This is a genomic window from Pseudoalteromonas arctica A 37-1-2 (assembly GCF_000238395.3).
In the GTDB taxonomy this organism is placed as follows: domain Bacteria; phylum Pseudomonadota; class Gammaproteobacteria; order Enterobacterales; family Alteromonadaceae; genus Pseudoalteromonas; species Pseudoalteromonas arctica.
On sequence record NZ_CP011025.1, the window covers coordinates 267,404 to 283,841 of the forward strand.

The following is a 16,438-nucleotide window of genomic DNA, read 5'->3' on the forward strand; positions in this document are numbered from 1 at the left end:
ACCACTCAAAACTGCGCTTACTCTTCTATCGCACTTACAATAAAATACGGGTTTAAGTACTCATCTTTGGTGTTATAAATAAGCGGGCTGCCATCAAGCTTAGTGACTTTAGCACCGGCTATTTCGGCGATTGCATGGCCTGCGCCTGTATCCCATTCACATGTTGGACCTAAGCGCGGGTAAATATCGGCGCTGCCCTCGGCCACTAAACACAGCTTTAGTGAGCTGCCTTTAGACACCATTTCAACCTCATCAAAGCGTTTTACAAACTCAGCTAAATCGGGTGATGGGTGCGAGCGGCTACCTACAACACGAATTAACCCTTTGTTAGGTTTAGTTGTTACTTTAAGCTCAATTCGCTCATCGCCTTTATCTTTAAATGCGCCAATGGCTTCGGCGGCTAAGTACGATACGCCAAGGGCAGGTGCATCTACTACGGCTAAAATAGGAGTGCCGTTTTTAATTAGGGCGATGTTTACGGTAAATTCACCGTTCTTTTTAATAAATTCTTTAGTGCCGTCGATTGGGTCAACTAACCAGTAGCTTTTCCACGTTTGGCGTACATCCCAGCTTATGTCGGCGTTTTCTTCACTGAGTATTGGAATGTCGGGTGTGAGCTGTTGAAGCCCTGCCACAATCAGTTTATGAGCTGCTAAATCGGCGTCGGTTACGGGGCTTTCATCGGCTTTGTACTCAACGTTAAAGTCCTTTTCGTAAATTCCCATTATCGCTTGGCCTGCTTTGCGGGCAAGGATGAGGGTTTCTTCTAGCAGTTCGGTTTGATTCATGGGGTTAACCTATATTATGTGCTTTTGTTTTAGATACGTTATCAGTTGTGTAACCGATTGGTCTAGGGTGTTTTTACTTGTATCTAAAATTATTTCTGGATTATTTGGCACTTCGTAGCTTGAATCGATACCAGTGAAGTGTTTTATCTCTCCAGCGCGGGCTTTTTTGTATAAGCCTTTTGGATCGCGGCTTTCGCATACATCCAGTGGGGTATCGATAAATACTTCAATAAATTCGCCGTCATCTACTAGGCTGCGCACCATATCGCGCTCCGCTCTAAAAGGCGATATAAACGCAGTAAGTACTAACAAGCCAGCGTCGGTCATTAGTTTAGCGGTTTCGCCTACGCGGCGTATGTTTTCAATGCGGTCTTCGTCGCTAAAGCCTAGGTCTTTACACAAACCGTGGCGTACGTTGTCGCCATCGAGCAGGTAAGTGTGCGTACCTTGCTGATTAAGCGCTGCTTCTAGTGCGTTTGCTACGGTGCTTTTGCCAGAGCCCGAAAAACCGGTAAACCATAAAATAGCGGGCTTATGTTTTTTTTGCTCACTACGCTGTGCTTTTGTAGTTGCGTAGTTATGCCAAACTATATTTTCATCCATAGTGAGAGTCTCTTATGCTGTGAGCGCAGGTATTAAAACGGAAATACCAGCGGGATCAAGGTTAATACCGTGATTGAATAAATAATAGAAAGGGGTAAGCCCATCACTATGTAATCTTTTAAGCGATAGTTACCCGCGCTATAAACCATTAGATTAGTTTGATACCCAAATGGCGATATAAAGCTGGCTGATGCGCCAAAGGCAACCGCCATAATAAATGGTAGCGGGTCTACATTAAAACCAACCGCGAGCGAGTAAGCAACAGGGAACGACAAGGCAGCTGCTGCGTTATTAGTAATAAGCTCGGTAAATAATACGGTCATTAAAAATATGGCAATAAATGCGCCGTACGGGCCAAAGTCGCCAAGTACCATAAACATGGCGTCGGATATTTGCCCGGCAAGTCCGGTGCCTATCATTAACTTGGCAAGGCCAATGGCGCTACCTACAACTACGAGTAACTCGATAGGAAAACGGCGTTTTACTTCGTTAAGTTTTATGGTGCCACTGAGCATTAAGCCAATCAGTAATACTAATAAGCCTTTAACCAGCGGCACTATGCCAATAATACTTAAACCCAGTACTGCGGCAAAGCTTAGTAGCACAATGTTTGATTGCTTAGGTGCAAGGTGGGCTTGTAAGTCAAACCCTGAAATATACACAAATTCGCGCTTTAAGTTAGGCAAGGTATAAAAGTTTTTGCCTGGGGCAAGTATTAGTGAGTCGCCAGCTTGTAATTGCACTTGCCCAAGGCCGCCTTGTAAGCGGTCGTGACCACGGCGAATGGCAATAACGGCTGCATGAAACTGTTCTCTAAAGCGGGCTTCTTTTACGGTTTTACCTATAAATTTTGAAGACTGACTTACAACTACTTCTACTAAGTGTTCTATGTCTTTTTGATGATTCTCGTGCACTACTTTTAGGCCGTCGAAACGGGTAAGTAATGGCACCGATTTTATGTCACCTACAAACAGCAGCACGTCATCTTTTTGAATAATTTGCTGCGGGGTGACTGCGCAAATACGGCTGCCATCGCGAATAATTTCAGCGAGGAATAAGTCTTTTAAATCACGCAGGCCGTTTTCTTCAACGGTCTGGCCTATTAACTTTGAGTTTGCTTGTACTTTACCTTCTAGGTAAAAAGGCACGACTTCTTGGTCGCTTTTACCGTTGTCGGGTAAGTATTTAAGCATCACTAAAATGGTAATTAGGCCTACGCTTAACGCGCCTAAACCCACTAAGGTAAAGTCAAAAAAGCCCAACGGTTCCATGCCCGCATCGACTGCAAAGCCATTGACGATTAAGTTGGTTGATGTACCAATAAGCGTAATGGTGCCGCCCAAAATAGCAGTGTACGACAGCGGTAATAATAGCTTTGAAGGGGAGTGATTAGGGTTGTCTTTTATCGCGGTAATAAGCGATGCAACAACGGCGGTATTGTTAGTAAACGACGATAAAAAGGCGGTTGATAACCCCAATTTTGTTACCGATTTTACTAAACTACCTTTAGATAGCGATTGCGCTAACTTTTGAATTAGGGTGGTTTTTTCTATTGCGGTCGACACTAACACCAATAGCACTAAGGTGATAAGCGACGGGTTAGCATAATTAATTAACATGCTTTCAAGATCGATTAGCCCTGCTAAGTAGCTGGTGCCAATGGCGCTTACAAATAACCATGCTGGATTAATACGGGTGCCAAAAAGGCACCCGACTAAGGTAAGCATAATGCCTGTTAAAACGAGCTGTTCTACCATGCTTTTAAATTCCTAACAGGCTAAAGTTAACTTATAACTTAGAAATATCAAGCGCTTGCCAATGCGGAAAGTGCTTGCGTACTAAGCTGTTAAATTCAACTTCAAATTCGCTAAAGTTACTTTGCTGTGCTTGGCTTTGCAGTACTTGTTCAATCATGCCCGCAGCAACCGTTAGGTTTGATAAGCGATCGATTAGGATAAACGAGCCTGTTTCATGATTGCTGTGGTACTCGTCTGCCAAAATAGTTTCGGTTAGTTCAAGCGTTACAATCGCAATTTCGTTTAACTGCAGTGAGTCGCTAGTGCCGTGCTCAAGCGTGTTTACATCAATCGTGTAATCAATCTTTGTAACAATAGCTGAAGTGTTTTTGCTGCCTAGCTTTAGGTTATAGCTTTTACCTAATACTAATGGCGACTCATGCATCCACACAATTTTAGCTTGCAGCTGGTTAGTAACAACAGCCGTTGAATTTGCAGGTACTATTACGTCGCCTCGGCTAATATCAATTTCGTTATTTAGGGTAACGGTAATTGCTTGGCCTGCTTCTGCGCTATCTAGGTTGCCATCAAAGGTAACAATTTCTTTAATGCTTGATGTTTTACCCGATGGTAATACTTTTATAGCATCGCCTACGTGTATCTTGCCCGATGTAAGTGTGCCCTGAAAACCACGGAAGTTTAAATTAGGACGCACTACATATTGCACCGGTAGGCGCGCTTCAAAGCCTGTATCTGTTTCGGCTGCTGGCGAATCTTCTAGTAATTCAAGTAGCGGTTTGTCGGTGTAATACGGTGTATGTGCAGAGCGCGTTACTACGTTGTCGCCTTTAAGCGCCGACATAGGCACAAACTTAATGTTTGATACGTTAAGTTGCTCAGCAAATTTAAGGTAATCGGCCTTAATTTTTTCATACACAGTTTCGTCAAAATCAACGATATCCATTTTATTAACGGCAACAACAAACTGCTTAATGCCAAGCGAGTCACAAATAAAGCTGTGGCGCTTGGTTTGTACTTGCACGCCGTAACGCGCATCAACCAAAATAATGGCGACATCGCTTGTTGATGCACCCGTTACCATGTTGCGCGTGTATTGCTCGTGCCCAGGTGTGTCGGCAATAATAAATTTACGCTTAGCCGTTGAAAAGTAACGGTACGCTACGTCAATGGTAATGCCTTGCTCACGCTCAGCTTGTAGGCCATCAACTAATAATGCAAGGTCAAGATCTTCACCTGCGTTACCTACTTTTTCGTTATCTTTATGAAGGGCAGCTAGCTGATCTTCATAAATTTGGTGGCTGTCGTGCAGTAGGCGGCCAATCAATGTTGATTTACCGTCATCTACGCTGCCACACGTAAGCATACGCAATAAGCTTTTGTCTTGTTGGCGTGCTAGGTAGGCGTCTATGCCTATTTCTTTTACTTCGTTAAATGTATCGTTATTTTGGCTAGACATTAAAAATACCCCTCACGTTTTTTCTTCTCCATTGAGCCTGCTGAATCATGGTCAATAACACGACCTTCACGTTCAGATGACGTAGATAGCAGCATTTCTTCGATGATTTCGGTTAAAGTACTTGCTGTTGACTCAACTGCACCGGTAAGTGGGTAGCAGCCTAATGTACGAAAACGTACAGATTTCATTTGCGGTACTTCACCTTCATTAAGTGGCATACGCTCATCGTCAACCATAATTAGGGTGCCATCGCGATCAACAACAGGGCGCTCTTTTGCTAGGTAAAGCGGTACCATGTCGATGTTTTCTTGGTAAATGTATTGCCAAATATCAAGCTCAGTCCAGTTAGACAACGGGAAAACACGAATGCTTTCGCCCGGATTAACTTGGCTGTTATAAGTGTTCCAAAGCTCAGGACGTTGGTTTTTAGGGTCCCAGCGATGGTGCTTGTCGCGGAACGAGTAAACACGTTCTTTTGCGCGTGACTTTTCTTCGTCGCGGCGTGCGCCACCAAATGCAGCATCAAAACCATATTTGTTAAGTGCTTGCTTTAAGCCTTGGGTTTTCATTATGTCGGTATGTTTACCCGAGCCATGCGTAAACGGGCCTACACCCATTTCAATGCCTTCTGGATTTTTATGTACCAGTAGGTCAAAACCGTATTCTTTAGCTATGCGGTCGCGAAACTCAATCATTTCACGAAACTTCCAATTGGTGTCTACGTGCAATAACGGAAACGGAATTTTTGCAGGGTAAAATGCTTTACGTGCTAAGTGCAAAAGTACCGACGAATCTTTACCAATAGAGTAAAGCATTACTGGGTTCTCAAACTCAGCGGCGACTTCGCGCATGATTTTGATACTTTCAGCTTCAAGTTGCTGAAGGTGAGTTAAAGCCATTGTTAGTCGTCCTACTAAAATGATTAAAAGTTACAAATTTAAAATTCGGTTATGTATTTGATACATCTGTAAGCGGCTGTGCAAAGCTGCTTGTTTGTTCGTTTTTCCCAAACCACGCTAGTTGCGAGTGCAGGGCGGCTACTTCACCAATAATGAGTAACGCAGGCGATATAATGCTGTTGCGCTGGATTAAGTCAGCAAGTTCGCCTAATTGGCCTATTACTACACGCTGATTTTTGCGTGTACCGTTTTCGATAATAGCGACAGGGGTGTCTGCTTTGCGGCCATGTTTTAAAAGCTCGCTTTGTATGTGCGGCGATTTAATTACGCCCATGTAAATAGCAAGCGTTTGATTAGCTTTTGCCAGCGATTGCCAATCAAGTTCTTGACCGTCTTTTTTACAATGGCCAGTTACAAATTGAATGGCTTGTGCATGGTCACGATGCGTAAGCGGAATACCTGCATACGCACTACAGCCAGCAGCGGCTGTAATACCCGGTACAATTTGATAATTTACGTTGTTAGCAGCCAGTACTTGTACTTCTTCGCCACCACGACCATAAATAAACGGATCGCCACCTTTAATGCGGCACACTTTTTTGCCTTGTTTAGCAAGGTCGACCAGCATTTGGTTGGTGTCGTCTTGAACAACACTATGATCGCCCAAACGTTTGCCTACACAAATAAGGTCAGCATCACGGCGCACTAATTCCATAATTTCGTCAGACACTAAAAAGTCGTATACAACCACATCGGCTTGTTGCATAAGTTGCAGTGCTTTAAGTGTTAAAAGCTCTGGATCGCCTGGGCCTGCACCTACTACATATACTTCGCCTTCAGGTTCTGCTTTAGCATCTAGCATTTGCTCTAATTGCTGCTGTGCGGCTTGAGTATCACCGGTTTGCACTTTACTCACGACAGATGAGTCGAATACGCCTTCCCAAAATTGGCGGCGGTCTGAAAAATGTTTAAAGCGTTTTTTTACTTTGTCTCTAAAGCCACCGACAAGTGTTGCAAGTGGGCCAATATGATGCGGAATAAGGGTTTCGAGCTTTTCGCGTAAGCGACGTGCAAGTACCGGCGCTGTGCCTGCACTTGATATAGCAATGGTGATTGGGTCGCGGTCAACAATGGATGGGAATATAAACGTACATTTAGGTTGGTCATCAACCACGTTTACAAACACATTGCGGGCATTGGCAAGTTCAAATACGTTGTTGTTTACTTCATCGCGGTCGGTTGCTGCAATAACAAGCATTTTGCCATCAAGGTGCGATTCATCAAAATAAGCATCAATAAGCGTTACTTCATTATTATGTGCATGCTCTTTTAGTTCGTCGCAAAACCAAGGTGCTACTAAAGTAACGCTTGCTCTCGCTTTTAAAAACGCGCGACATTTGCGTAATGCGACCTCTCCACCGCCAACAACCAATACTGGTTTGTTGTCGAGTTTGGTAAAGATAGGTAAATACTGCACGTTAATAAGACCCCTAAACAAATTCAAATATAAGAAAACGCTTTATTCTGATATGCAGAATATAGCGGCTATCAATAAGTAAAAAATAATTAAAACCAAGTTGATATAACCAAAAGTTATAATAGGTGGGCTTTTTAGGCCTAAGAGTTAGTTAACAAGGGATTGCGCCGAGTTACAAGTAAAATAAACAGCTTATAGTGTTTGGTTATGAGCTATAGCGAGTTTGGTTTAATTTGTTAATATGGAGGCATATCAAATTTTGTACTTATACCAATTGCATTAAATTAGTGATCTATTATAGCGACGAAAAAATAGCTCAATAACAAGGCTAAAATTATGATACATAGTTGTTCTATATAAATAATTTTTACCGTAGTTAGTGAGTTATTTAATACGCTAAAATGATCATATTTTTAATAAAATTGGTATTACATAAGCAACGGAGCTCTAATGACACAACACCAAAAAGATGCCGCATTAGCAGTCGCACTGATGGATTTAACAAGTTTAAACACTAGCGATACCACCAAAAGCATTCAAGCGCTTGTTAATAGTATAAACCCGACGCTGGGCACGCCTGCCGCAGTATGTGTTTATAGCGACTTTGTTGATGATGCAAAAATAGCACTCGCAGCACGTGAGCTTAACCACGTAAAAGTTGCAACGGTCACTAACTTTCCAACAGGTGATGCGCCACTGAGTGATGTAATTAACGAAACACTTATTGCAATAGAGCGCGGCGCTGACGAAATTGACCTTGTTATCCCTTATAAAAAACTCATAGCGGGCGATGTTCAAACAGTACTTAGCTATGTAAGCGAAAGTAAAAAAGCATGTGGGTCGCGCGTGCAACTAAAAGTAATAATAGAAAGCGGTGAGCTAAAAACCGAAGCGCTAATAACGCAGGCTACTCAATTGGCAATTGAAGGTGGTGCCGATTTTGTAAAAACCAGTACGGGTAAAGTGGCCATTAATGCAACCCTTGAATCAACAAAAATTATGCTAACAGCCATTAAAAAATCAAATAAACGTGTGGGCTTTAAAGCTGCCGGTGGTGTTAAAACTGTTGCCGATGCCAGTGATTATTTAGCGCTAGCACGCGCAATAATGGGTGATGATTATTTGCAAGCAAATACATTTAGGTTTGGTGCTTCAAGCTTACTGAATGATGTTTATAAAACCTTAGAAAAATAACCAATATTTTAGGATTGCACATTTATATAACCGATTAAATTATTAGCAGTTTAAACAATAATGTAATTAATTAATTAGATTTTCCAATGTGGGTATCTTTTAGGCTTGTGTTAATGAACTGCGTAAGTATAATAGGCATCCACTTTGCAGGGGCGTAGTTCCAATTGGTAGAACAGCGGTCTCCAAAACCGATGGTTGGGAGTTCGAATCTCTCCGCCCCTGCCAGTCTTACTTGTTATTTGAGTAGTCTGAGATTAAAAACCGGTTTAAATTAAGTCTGTTTTTAAGTTTAGATTTTAATGGATTAACCCTGCCGTAGTGTAGGGTTGTTGTGTCTGTAGTTAAGGTAATAATATTATGAGCACGAATGTAGAAACACCATCAAGTGCGATGGAGTCAGTAAAGTGGTTAGTAGCAATCGCGCTACTTGCAGGCGCAGTTGTTGGTAATCACATGTATGCAGATCAATCTGTACTACTACGTGCTATCGGCGTTGTTGTTGCAATAGCGGCCGGATTAGCAATTGCCTCGCAAACATTTAAGGGACGTAACTTTCTTGCTTTCGCTAAAGAAGCTCGAATTGAAGTACGCAAAGTTATTTGGCCAACGCGCCAAGAAACTACCCACACGACATTAATTGTAATGGTTGCAACAGTGATTATGGCACTTATCCTTTGGGGATTAGATGGCATTTTATTCCGCGCTGTAGGCTTTTTAACTGGATTGGAGATCTGATCCCATGTCGGATGAGAACGAGAACAAAGAAATTAAGTTACGTTGGTATGTAGTACAAGCCTTTTCTGGTTACGAAAAGCGTGTAGCTCAAACGTTAACTGAACATATTAAAATCGAAGGTCTTGAATCGAGCTTTGGTGAGATACTAGTACCAACTGAAGAAGTTGTTGAGATGCGCGCTGGCCAAAAGCGTAAATCTGAGCGTAAATTCTTTCCAGGTTATGTATTAGTACAAATGGATATGAATGACGCAAGCTGGCACTTAGTGAACAGCACTGAACGTGTAATGGGCTTTATTGGTGGAACGTCTGATCGTCCTGCTCCAATAACTCCTAAAGAAGCAGAACGCATTCTTAATCGCCTTCAAGAAAATGCTGAAGCACCTAAACCTGCTACATTATTTGAACCAGGTGAAGTTGTTCGCGTTACAGACGGACCATTTGCAGATTTCAGTGGTGTAGTTGAAGAAGTTGACTACGAAAAGAGCCGCGTAAAAGTATCTGTACTTATTTTTGGTCGTTCTACGCCAGTTGAGCTTGAATTCGGTCAAGTTGAGCAAGATAAGTAATTGATTAAAAAAGCTTCGCTAATTTTTATTTAAATTTTGGCATGAAGCTTGAAAAAGGCCGCTGATTAACTTATAATCAGCGGCCTTTTTGTATTAAGGTAAAATTTATTTTTACTGTGCAAAAAGTACGAAACCAATTTTTAAACTGGGAAGCCGTTAGAGTACGCGTCCTCGCGCGCACAAGGCTGAGACCCACCAAATGAGGTATTTATAATGGCTAAAAAAGTTGAAGCTCTAATCAAGCTACAAGTTGCCGCTGGTATGGCTAATCCTAGTCCTCCAGTAGGTCCTGCACTAGGTCAACACGGTGTAAACATCATGGAATTCTGTAAAGCGTTTAACGCACGTACAGAGTCTATCGAAAAAGGCGCTCCAGTTCCTGTAGTGATCTCTGTTTACGGTGACCGTTCATTTACGTTCGACATGAAAACGCCACCTGCTGCTTACTTACTTAAGAAAGCTGCTGGTATCAAGTCAGGCTCAGGCCGTCCTAACACTGATAAAGTAGGCACAGTAACTCGTGCTCAACTTGAAGAAATTGTTGAGACAAAACGAACTGACCTTACAGCTGCCGATATGGACGCAGCGGTTCGCACTATCGCAGGTTCTGCGCGTGCGATGGGCTTGAACGTAGAGGACTAAGAAATGGCTAAATTAACTAAACGTATGCGTACTATCCGCGAAAAAGTGGAAGTAACAAAAGATTACGAAATCAATGAAGCAGTTGCTCTTTTAAAAGAGTTAGCGACAGCTAAATTCGTAGAAAGTGTTGACGTTGCCGTTAACCTTGGTATCGATGCTCGTAAATCTGATCAAAACGTTCGTGGTGCTACTGTACTACCTAACGGTACTGGTCGTGACGTTCGTGTTGCTGTATTCACACAAGGCGCTAATGCAGAAGCTGCAAAAGAAGCCGGTGCTGAATTAGTAGGCATGGAAGATCTTGCTGAACTAGTTAAAAAAGGCGAGATGAACTTTGACGTTGTTGTTGCATCACCAGACGCTATGCGTGTTGTTGGTCAACTAGGTCAAATCTTAGGCCCACGTGGTCTAATGCCAAACCCTAAAACTGGTACTGTAACGCCTAACGTTGCAGAAGCAGTTAAAAATGCTAAAGCAGGTCAAGTACGTTACCGTAATGACAAAAATGGCATCATCCATACTACTATTGGTAAGGTTGATTTCACTGCAGAGCAATTACAACAAAACCTTGAGTCTCTAATTGTTGCGCTTAAGAAGGCTAAACCTTCTCAAGCTAAAGGTGTTTACTTGAAGAAAGTAACTATCTCTACAACAATGGGCGCAGGCGTTTCTGTTGACCAAAACACTTTAAGCACAACTGTAGCTTAAAGTGTTTACATGGCGTGAAATTTGTACTATAATTTCGCGCCATTTTGTTGATTAATTTATTAATTGGCAAAGTAAAGAATTCGGGTTGAAGTCCATAATTTCGTTAAGCCTTCGGGGTTAACGATAAATTGGGCTTCCGTCCAAGACCGTAGGTGGCTTCGGCCTTAATATTCACCTACGTAGACGGTGTAGACCCCAGATAGATTTTTCCTAATCCTTCTGGCTCTCGCCGTAAAAAGCATCTCTACCTTGTTTGGTAGGGAAGAGTAGAACAGGGGAATCCGATAATCGGTATCCCCATTAAACCAGGAGTAACACCCATGGCTTTAAATCTTCAAGGCAAAAAAGCAATAGTTGCTGAAGTCAACGAAGCAGCCAATGGTGCTCTATCTGCAGTTGTTGCAGATTCTCGTGGTGTAACAGTTGGCGCAATCACTGCCCTTCGTAAAGAAGCTCGTGCAAATGGTGTTTGGATGAAAGTTGTCCGTAACACTTTAGCAAAACGTGCTCTTGAAGGAACAGATTTTGAGTGTCTTTCTGATTCATTTGTTGGTCCAAGCTTAATCGCTTTCTCATCAGAGCACCCAGGTGCTGCTGCGCGTATCTTTTCAGATTTCGCGAAAAAGAATGAGAAATTCGAGCTTAAAACGGCCGCTTTTGAAGGAAATGTTGTTGATGCAGCAATGCTTGCTACATTACCTACATACGACGAAGCTGTTGCACGCTTAATGAGTGCTATGAAAGAAGCGTCTGCTGGCAAATTGTGTAAAACAATTGAAGCAGTACGTGTACAGAAAGAAGAGCAAGCTGCTTAATTTTAAGCTATTTAATCTCACTTTCGGTGTAAAATTTATTTGGACGTAATGTCCGTTAATTATTAGGAAATTTGTAATGTCTGTATCTAAAGACCAAATCCTTGACGCAATTGCTGAAATGTCAGTAATGGACGTTGTTGCTCTTATCGAAGCAATGGAAGAAAAATTCGGCGTAACTGCTGCAGCTGCAATGGTAGCTGGTCCAGCTGCTGAAGCTGCTGAAGAGAAAACAGAATTTGACGTAATCCTTACTGGCGCTGGCGCTAACAAGGTTTCTGCAATCAAAGCTGTTCGTAGCGCAACTGGCCTTGGCCTTAAAGAAGCGAAAGCTCTTGTTGAAGCTGCTCCTACACCTGTTAAAGAAGGTGTATCTAAAGAAGAAGCTGAAGCACTTGCAAAAGATCTTACTGAAGCTGGTGCTGAAGTTGAGGTTAAGTAATTTAGCTTTTGCTAAGTTCGCTGCCTGAGAAATCAGGCAAGGGCTGGTGATTATTTAATCACCGGCCTTTTTGCGCTATAGAGTGATGCACTCTTTTAGCTCAAATAAAATCTGATTTTTTCTTTACTTTCAACGCTTTATAGTTTGCTAGTGTTAAAGTGGGATCTAATTAGAACAACAGTTAAATGTTGTAAAATCTTGGCATAGCTGCCAGTTAAGTCTGTTCTTACAAGAACAGGTCGGGTCAAAGATCAGCAAGCTGAGGAACCCCATGGCTTACTCTTATTCTGAAAAGAAACGTATCCGTAAGGATTTTGGTAAACGTCCACAAGTTTTGGATATACCTTTTTTACTGTCTACACAGTTAGAATCGTTTAAAAAATTCTTAGTGCCGGACGCTGATGGCGATCATGGTTTGGAAGCTGCCTTCCGTTCTGTGTTCCCTATTAAAAGCTACTCGGGAAATTCTGAGCTTCAATACGTAAGTTACCGTATTGGTGAGCCAGTTTTCGATGTAAAAGAATGTCAAATTCGCGGTGTGACTTATTCTGCTCCACTTCGCGTGAAACTGCGTCTTGTTGTTATGGACAAAGAAGCACCAGGCACAGTTAAAGACATTAAAGAGCAAGAAGTTTACATGGGCGAAATTCCGCTCATGACAGATACCGGTACTTTTGTAATCAATGGTACAGAGCGTGTTATCGTTTCTCAGCTACACCGTAGCCCTGGTGTATTCTTTGATAACGACCGCGGTAAAACCCATTCATCGGGTAAAGTATTATATAACGCACGCGTTATACCTTACCGTGGTTCATGGTTAGACTTCGAATTTGATGCAAAAGATAACTTATATGTACGTATTGACCGTCGTCGTAAATTACCGGCGTCTATCATCCTACGTGCACTAGAGTATTCTAGCGAACAAATCCTAGATATGTTCTTCGATAACACTACGTTTGAAGTAACGAATGGTAAAGTTCTTATGGAACTTGTACCTTCGCGTTTACGTGGTGAAACTGCCGCTTTTGATATCAAGAGCGAAGACGGTGAAGTATTTGTTGAAAGCGGTCGTCGTGTTACGGCTCGCCACATCAAGAGCATCGAAAAGAAAGGCATTAAGCAATTAGAAGTACCACATGAGTACATCATTGGCCGTATTGTAGCTAAAAACTATGTTGATGAGTCAACTGGTGAAGTTATTGCAAATGCAAATGACGAGCTAACTCTAGAGCTAATGGCTGAATTGGTTAAAGCCGGTTACACTAAAATTGATACGTTATATATCAATGAAGTGGACAGCGGTGCTTACATGTCAAATACATTAAACATTGACTCTGCAAGCAGCCGTTTAGAAGCACTAGTAGAAATTTACCGCATGATGCGCCCAGGCGAGCCACCGACGAAAGACGCGGCTGAAGCCTTATTCCAGAACTTGTTCTTCTCTGAAGAACGTTATGACTTATCTACTGTAGGTCGTATGAAGTTCAATAGCCGTGTTGGTTACGATACAGACACAGGCCCTGGCACATTAAGCAAAGAAGACATCGTGTCTGTTATGAAAGTATTAATTGCTATTCGTAACGGTCAAGGCGATGTTGATGATATCGATCACTTAGGCAACCGTCGTATACGTAGTGTTGGCGAAATGGCTGAGAACCAATTCCGTGTTGGTCTAGTACGTGTTGAACGTGCTGTACGTGAGCGTTTAAGCTTAGGTGACCTTGACGCGATAATGCCACAAGATCTTATTAACGCTAAGCCTATTTCGGCAGCTGTTAAAGAGTTCTTCGGCTCGTCTCAGTTATCACAGTTTATGGACCAAAATAACCCACTATCAGAAGTTACGCATAAACGTCGTATCTCTGCATTAGGTCCGGGCGGTCTAACTCGTGAACGCGCAGGCTTTGAAGTACGTGACGTTCACGTAACTCACTATGGTCGCGTATGTCCAATCGAGACTCCTGAGGGTCCAAATATCGGTCTAATTAACTCGTTGTCTACGTACGCACGTACAAATGACTACGGTTTCTTAGAAACACCTTACCGCAAAGTGGTAGACGGTGTTGTAACTGATGAAGTTGATTATTTATCAGCCATTGAAGAAGGTCAGTTTGTTATCGCACAGGCGAACTCAAACTTAACTGAAACCAATGAGTTTGTTGATGAACTTATCCCATGTCGTCACAAAGGTGAATCTACCTTTATGGGTCGCATGGACCAGCAGTATATGGATGTATCACCACAACAGGTGATCTCTGTAGCGGCAGCACTTATCCCGTTCTTAGAACACGATGATGCTAACCGTGCATTGATGGGTTCAAACATGCAACGTCAAGCAGTACCAACATTGAAAGCGGATAAGCCGTTAGTAGGTACTGGTATTGAGTTAACACTAGCGAAAGATTCTGGTGTAACTATCGTTGCTAAACGTGGTGGTGAAGTAATGTATGCTGACGCAAGTCGCATCGTTGTAAATGTACATGAAGAAGAACGCATTCCTGGTGAAGCGGGCATCGACATCTACAACTTAACCAAATACACACGTTCAAACCAAAATACATGTATTAACCAAAAACCAACTTGTATGGTTGGCGAACCGGTTACTCGTGGTGACGTGTTAGCAGATGGTCCTTCGACTGACTTAGGTGACTTAGCCCTTGGTCAAAACCTTCGCGTGGCATTCATGCCATGGAACGGTTATAACTTCGAAGATTCAATCTTGTTATCAGAGCGCGTAGTTGAAGAAGATCGTCTAACGACTATCCATATTCAAGAACTACAGTGTGTTGCCCGTGATACTAAATTAGGTCCAGAAGAGATCACTGCAGATATCCCGAATGTGGGTGAGTCTGCGCTAGGCAAGCTTGATGAATCAGGCGTTGTATATATTGGTGCTGAAGTTAAAGGCGGCGATATCCTAGTAGGTAAAGTGACTCCTAAAGGCGAGACACAGCTTACACCTGAAGAGAAGCTACTGCGTGCTATCTTCGGCGAAAAAGCGTCTGACGTTAAAGACAGCTCTTTACGTGTACCAAATTCTGTAACTGGTACTGTAATTGACGTGCAAGTTTTCACCCGTGATGGTGTTGAAAAAGATAAACGCGCGTTAGAAGTTGAAGACATGCAGCTTCGCGAAGCGAAGAAAGACTTCAACGAAGAGTTCCGTATTTTAGAAGCAGGCGTTTTAGACCGTGCACGTAAGCTACTTATAGCTGCTGGTTTTGATGAAGATAAACTTGCATCTCTAAATGCTGAAAAAGTGCTTACGCAAAGCCTTGCTGAAGAAGACAAGCAAGCTGAGCTTGAGCAGCTTGCTGCACAATACGATGAACTTAAAGCTGAATACGATAAGAAGTTTGAAAACAAACGTCGTAAAATTACCCAAGGTGATGACTTAGCACCAGGCGTACTTAAGATTGTTAAAGTATACCTAGCTGTTAAACGTCGTATCCAACCGGGTGATAAAATGGCGGGTCGTCATGGTAACAAAGGTGTTATCTCGACTATCGTACCAGTAGAAGATATGCCTTACGATGACAAAGGTCGTACGGTAGATATCGTATTGAATCCACTAGGTGTACCATCACGTATGAACATCGGTCAGATCCTTGAAACACATATGGGTCTTGCTGCACGTGGTATCGGTGAACGTATTGAAGAGATGATGAAAGAGCAACGTGAGCTTCATGAGCTACGTGACTTCATCAAGCAAGCATACGAAATTGGCGAATCTCGCCAAGTTGTAGATATTGCTAGCTTCACTGATGACGAAATTCGTCGTCTAGCTGAAAACTTAAAAGGTGGTTTACCAATAGCTACTCCTGCATTTGATGGCGCGAAAGAAAGCGAAATCAAAGACATGCTTGAGCTTGCGGGCTATCCTCGTAGTGGTCAGGTTACACTTTATGATGGCCGTACTGGCGATCAGTTTGAACGTCAAGTAACTGTTGGTTACATGTACATGCTTAAACTTAACCACTTGGTTGACGATAAGATGCACGCACGTTCTACTGGTTCTTACAGCCTTGTTACTCAGCAGCCGCTGGGTGGTAAAGCACAGTTCGGTGGCCAGCGTTTTGGTGAGATGGAAGTATGGGCACTTGAAGCTTATGGTGCTGCTTACACTCTACAAGAAATGCTAACAGTGAAATCGGATGACGTGAACGGTCGTACTAAGATGTATAAAAACATCGTTGATGGTAACCATAAAATGGAACCAGGTATGCCAGAATCGTTCAACGTATTGTTGAAAGAAATCCGCTCACTGGGTATCAACATCGAGTTGGAAGAAAATTAAGCCAATTAGATGCTGCAGTTAACGCTGCAGCATCTGTTACGGCTGAATAGAATGTAGGGA

The 16,438-nt window shown here is 42.5% G+C and carries 14 protein-coding genes and 1 tRNA gene; 9 read left to right on the plus strand and 6 right to left on the minus strand.

What is annotated here, in order from left to right; all coding sequences use genetic code 11:
* Positions 1-17: 17 nt before the first annotated feature.
* Genes cysQ through cysG form a run of 6 tightly spaced genes read right to left on the minus strand, consistent with a single transcriptional unit; the run spans position 18 to position 6,980 of the window.
* On the minus strand, positions 18-788 hold the full coding sequence (gene cysQ / locus PARC_RS01230; RefSeq protein WP_007378438.1) for a 3'(2'),5'-bisphosphate nucleotidase CysQ: 771 nt from the start codon (positions 786-788) through the stop codon (positions 18-20).
* Positions 789-797: 9 nt separating this feature from the next.
* Positions 798-1,391 carry an adenylyl-sulfate kinase gene (gene cysC / locus PARC_RS01235; RefSeq protein WP_010555008.1) on the minus strand — a complete coding sequence of 198 codons (594 nt, stop codon included), beginning with the start codon at positions 1,389-1,391 and terminating at the stop codon, positions 798-800.
* 32 nt (positions 1,392-1,423) lie between these two features.
* Complete coding sequence (locus PARC_RS01240; RefSeq protein ID WP_010555007.1) at positions 1,424-3,148, minus strand: SLC13 family permease; 1,725 nt, start codon at positions 3,146-3,148, stop codon at positions 1,424-1,426.
* Positions 3,149-3,179: 31 nt separating this feature from the next.
* Positions 3,180-4,604, minus strand: coding sequence for a sulfate adenylyltransferase subunit CysN (gene cysN / locus PARC_RS01245; protein WP_007580108.1), 1,425 nt, complete (start codon positions 4,602-4,604; stop codon positions 3,180-3,182).
* Entirely contained in the window at positions 4,604-5,503 is a 900-nt protein-coding gene (cysD, locus tag PARC_RS01250; protein ID WP_008133447.1) for a sulfate adenylyltransferase subunit CysD, read from the minus strand. The genes cysN and cysD overlap by 1 nt, the downstream gene beginning before the upstream one ends.
* Positions 5,504-5,552: 49 nt before the next feature.
* Positions 5,553-6,980, minus strand: coding sequence for a siroheme synthase CysG (cysG, locus tag PARC_RS01255; RefSeq protein ID WP_010555006.1), 1,428 nt, complete (start codon positions 6,978-6,980; stop codon positions 5,553-5,555).
* A 450-nt stretch (positions 6,981-7,430) separates the two neighbouring features.
* On the opposite strand from cysG, the gene deoC reads away from it, so the two are divergent.
* The 9 genes from deoC (at position 7,431) to rpoB (ending at position 16,378) form a co-directional block, all read left to right on the plus strand.
* Positions 7,431-8,174, plus strand: coding sequence for a deoxyribose-phosphate aldolase (gene deoC / locus PARC_RS01260; RefSeq protein WP_010555005.1), 744 nt, complete (start codon positions 7,431-7,433; stop codon positions 8,172-8,174).
* 148 nt (positions 8,175-8,322) lie between these two features.
* Positions 8,323-8,399 (plus strand) — tRNA-Trp (locus PARC_RS01265).
* 132 nt (positions 8,400-8,531) lie between these two features.
* Positions 8,532-8,909, plus strand: coding sequence for a preprotein translocase subunit SecE (secE, locus tag PARC_RS01270; RefSeq protein WP_002958877.1), 378 nt, complete (start codon positions 8,532-8,534; stop codon positions 8,907-8,909).
* A gap of 4 nt (positions 8,910-8,913) precedes the next feature.
* A complete protein-coding gene (nusG, locus tag PARC_RS01275; protein ID WP_007580122.1) occupies positions 8,914-9,477 on the plus strand; it encodes a transcription termination/antitermination protein NusG in 564 nt (187 codons plus the stop codon).
* Between the two features lie 213 nt (positions 9,478-9,690).
* Complete coding sequence (gene rplK, locus PARC_RS01280; RefSeq protein WP_002958879.1) at positions 9,691-10,119, plus strand: 50S ribosomal protein L11; 429 nt, start codon at positions 9,691-9,693, stop codon at positions 10,117-10,119.
* A 3-nt stretch (positions 10,120-10,122) separates the two neighbouring features.
* Positions 10,123-10,827 (plus strand): 50S ribosomal protein L1, encoded by a 705-nt coding sequence (gene rplA, locus PARC_RS01285; protein ID WP_007580124.1) that lies wholly within the window; start codon positions 10,123-10,125, stop codon positions 10,825-10,827.
* Between the two features lie 320 nt (positions 10,828-11,147).
* Complete coding sequence (gene rplJ, locus PARC_RS01290; protein WP_002958881.1) at positions 11,148-11,642, plus strand: 50S ribosomal protein L10; 495 nt, start codon at positions 11,148-11,150, stop codon at positions 11,640-11,642.
* A gap of 76 nt (positions 11,643-11,718) precedes the next feature.
* A complete protein-coding gene (gene rplL / locus PARC_RS01295; RefSeq protein WP_002958882.1) occupies positions 11,719-12,081 on the plus strand; it encodes a 50S ribosomal protein L7/L12 in 363 nt (120 codons plus the stop codon).
* 271 nt (positions 12,082-12,352) lie between these two features.
* Positions 12,353-16,378: a DNA-directed RNA polymerase subunit beta gene (rpoB, locus tag PARC_RS01300; protein WP_007580127.1), complete on the plus strand. Its 4,026-nt coding sequence runs from the start codon at positions 12,353-12,355 to the stop codon at positions 16,376-16,378.
* The last annotated feature ends 60 nt before the right edge of the window (positions 16,379-16,438 follow it).

Coding starts and splice junctions, on each gene's coding strand:
- cysQ (WP_007378438.1), bottom strand. CDS start 788: ATGAATCAAACCGAACTGCTAGAAGAAACCCTCATCCTTGCCCGCAAA.
- cysC (WP_010555008.1), bottom strand. CDS start 1,391: ATGGATGAAAATATAGTTTGGCATAACTACGCAACTACAAAAGCACAG.
- PARC_RS01240 (WP_010555007.1), bottom strand. CDS start 3,148: ATGGTAGAACAGCTCGTTTTAACAGGCATTATGCTTACCTTAGTCGGG.
- cysN (WP_007580108.1), bottom strand. CDS start 4,604: ATGTCTAGCCAAAATAACGATACATTTAACGAAGTAAAAGAAATAGGC.
- cysD (WP_008133447.1), bottom strand. CDS start 5,503: ATGGCTTTAACTCACCTTCAGCAACTTGAAGCTGAAAGTATCAAAATC.
- deoC (WP_010555005.1), top strand. CDS start 7,431: ATGACACAACACCAAAAAGATGCCGCATTAGCAGTCGCACTGATGGAT.
- secE (WP_002958877.1), top strand. CDS start 8,532: ATGAGCACGAATGTAGAAACACCATCAAGTGCGATGGAGTCAGTAAAG.
- nusG (WP_007580122.1), top strand. CDS start 8,914: ATGTCGGATGAGAACGAGAACAAAGAAATTAAGTTACGTTGGTATGTA.
- rplK (WP_002958879.1), top strand. CDS start 9,691: ATGGCTAAAAAAGTTGAAGCTCTAATCAAGCTACAAGTTGCCGCTGGT.
- rplA (WP_007580124.1), top strand. CDS start 10,123: ATGGCTAAATTAACTAAACGTATGCGTACTATCCGCGAAAAAGTGGAA.
- rplJ (WP_002958881.1), top strand. CDS start 11,148: ATGGCTTTAAATCTTCAAGGCAAAAAAGCAATAGTTGCTGAAGTCAAC.
- rplL (WP_002958882.1), top strand. CDS start 11,719: ATGTCTGTATCTAAAGACCAAATCCTTGACGCAATTGCTGAAATGTCA.
- rpoB (WP_007580127.1), top strand. CDS start 12,353: ATGGCTTACTCTTATTCTGAAAAGAAACGTATCCGTAAGGATTTTGGT.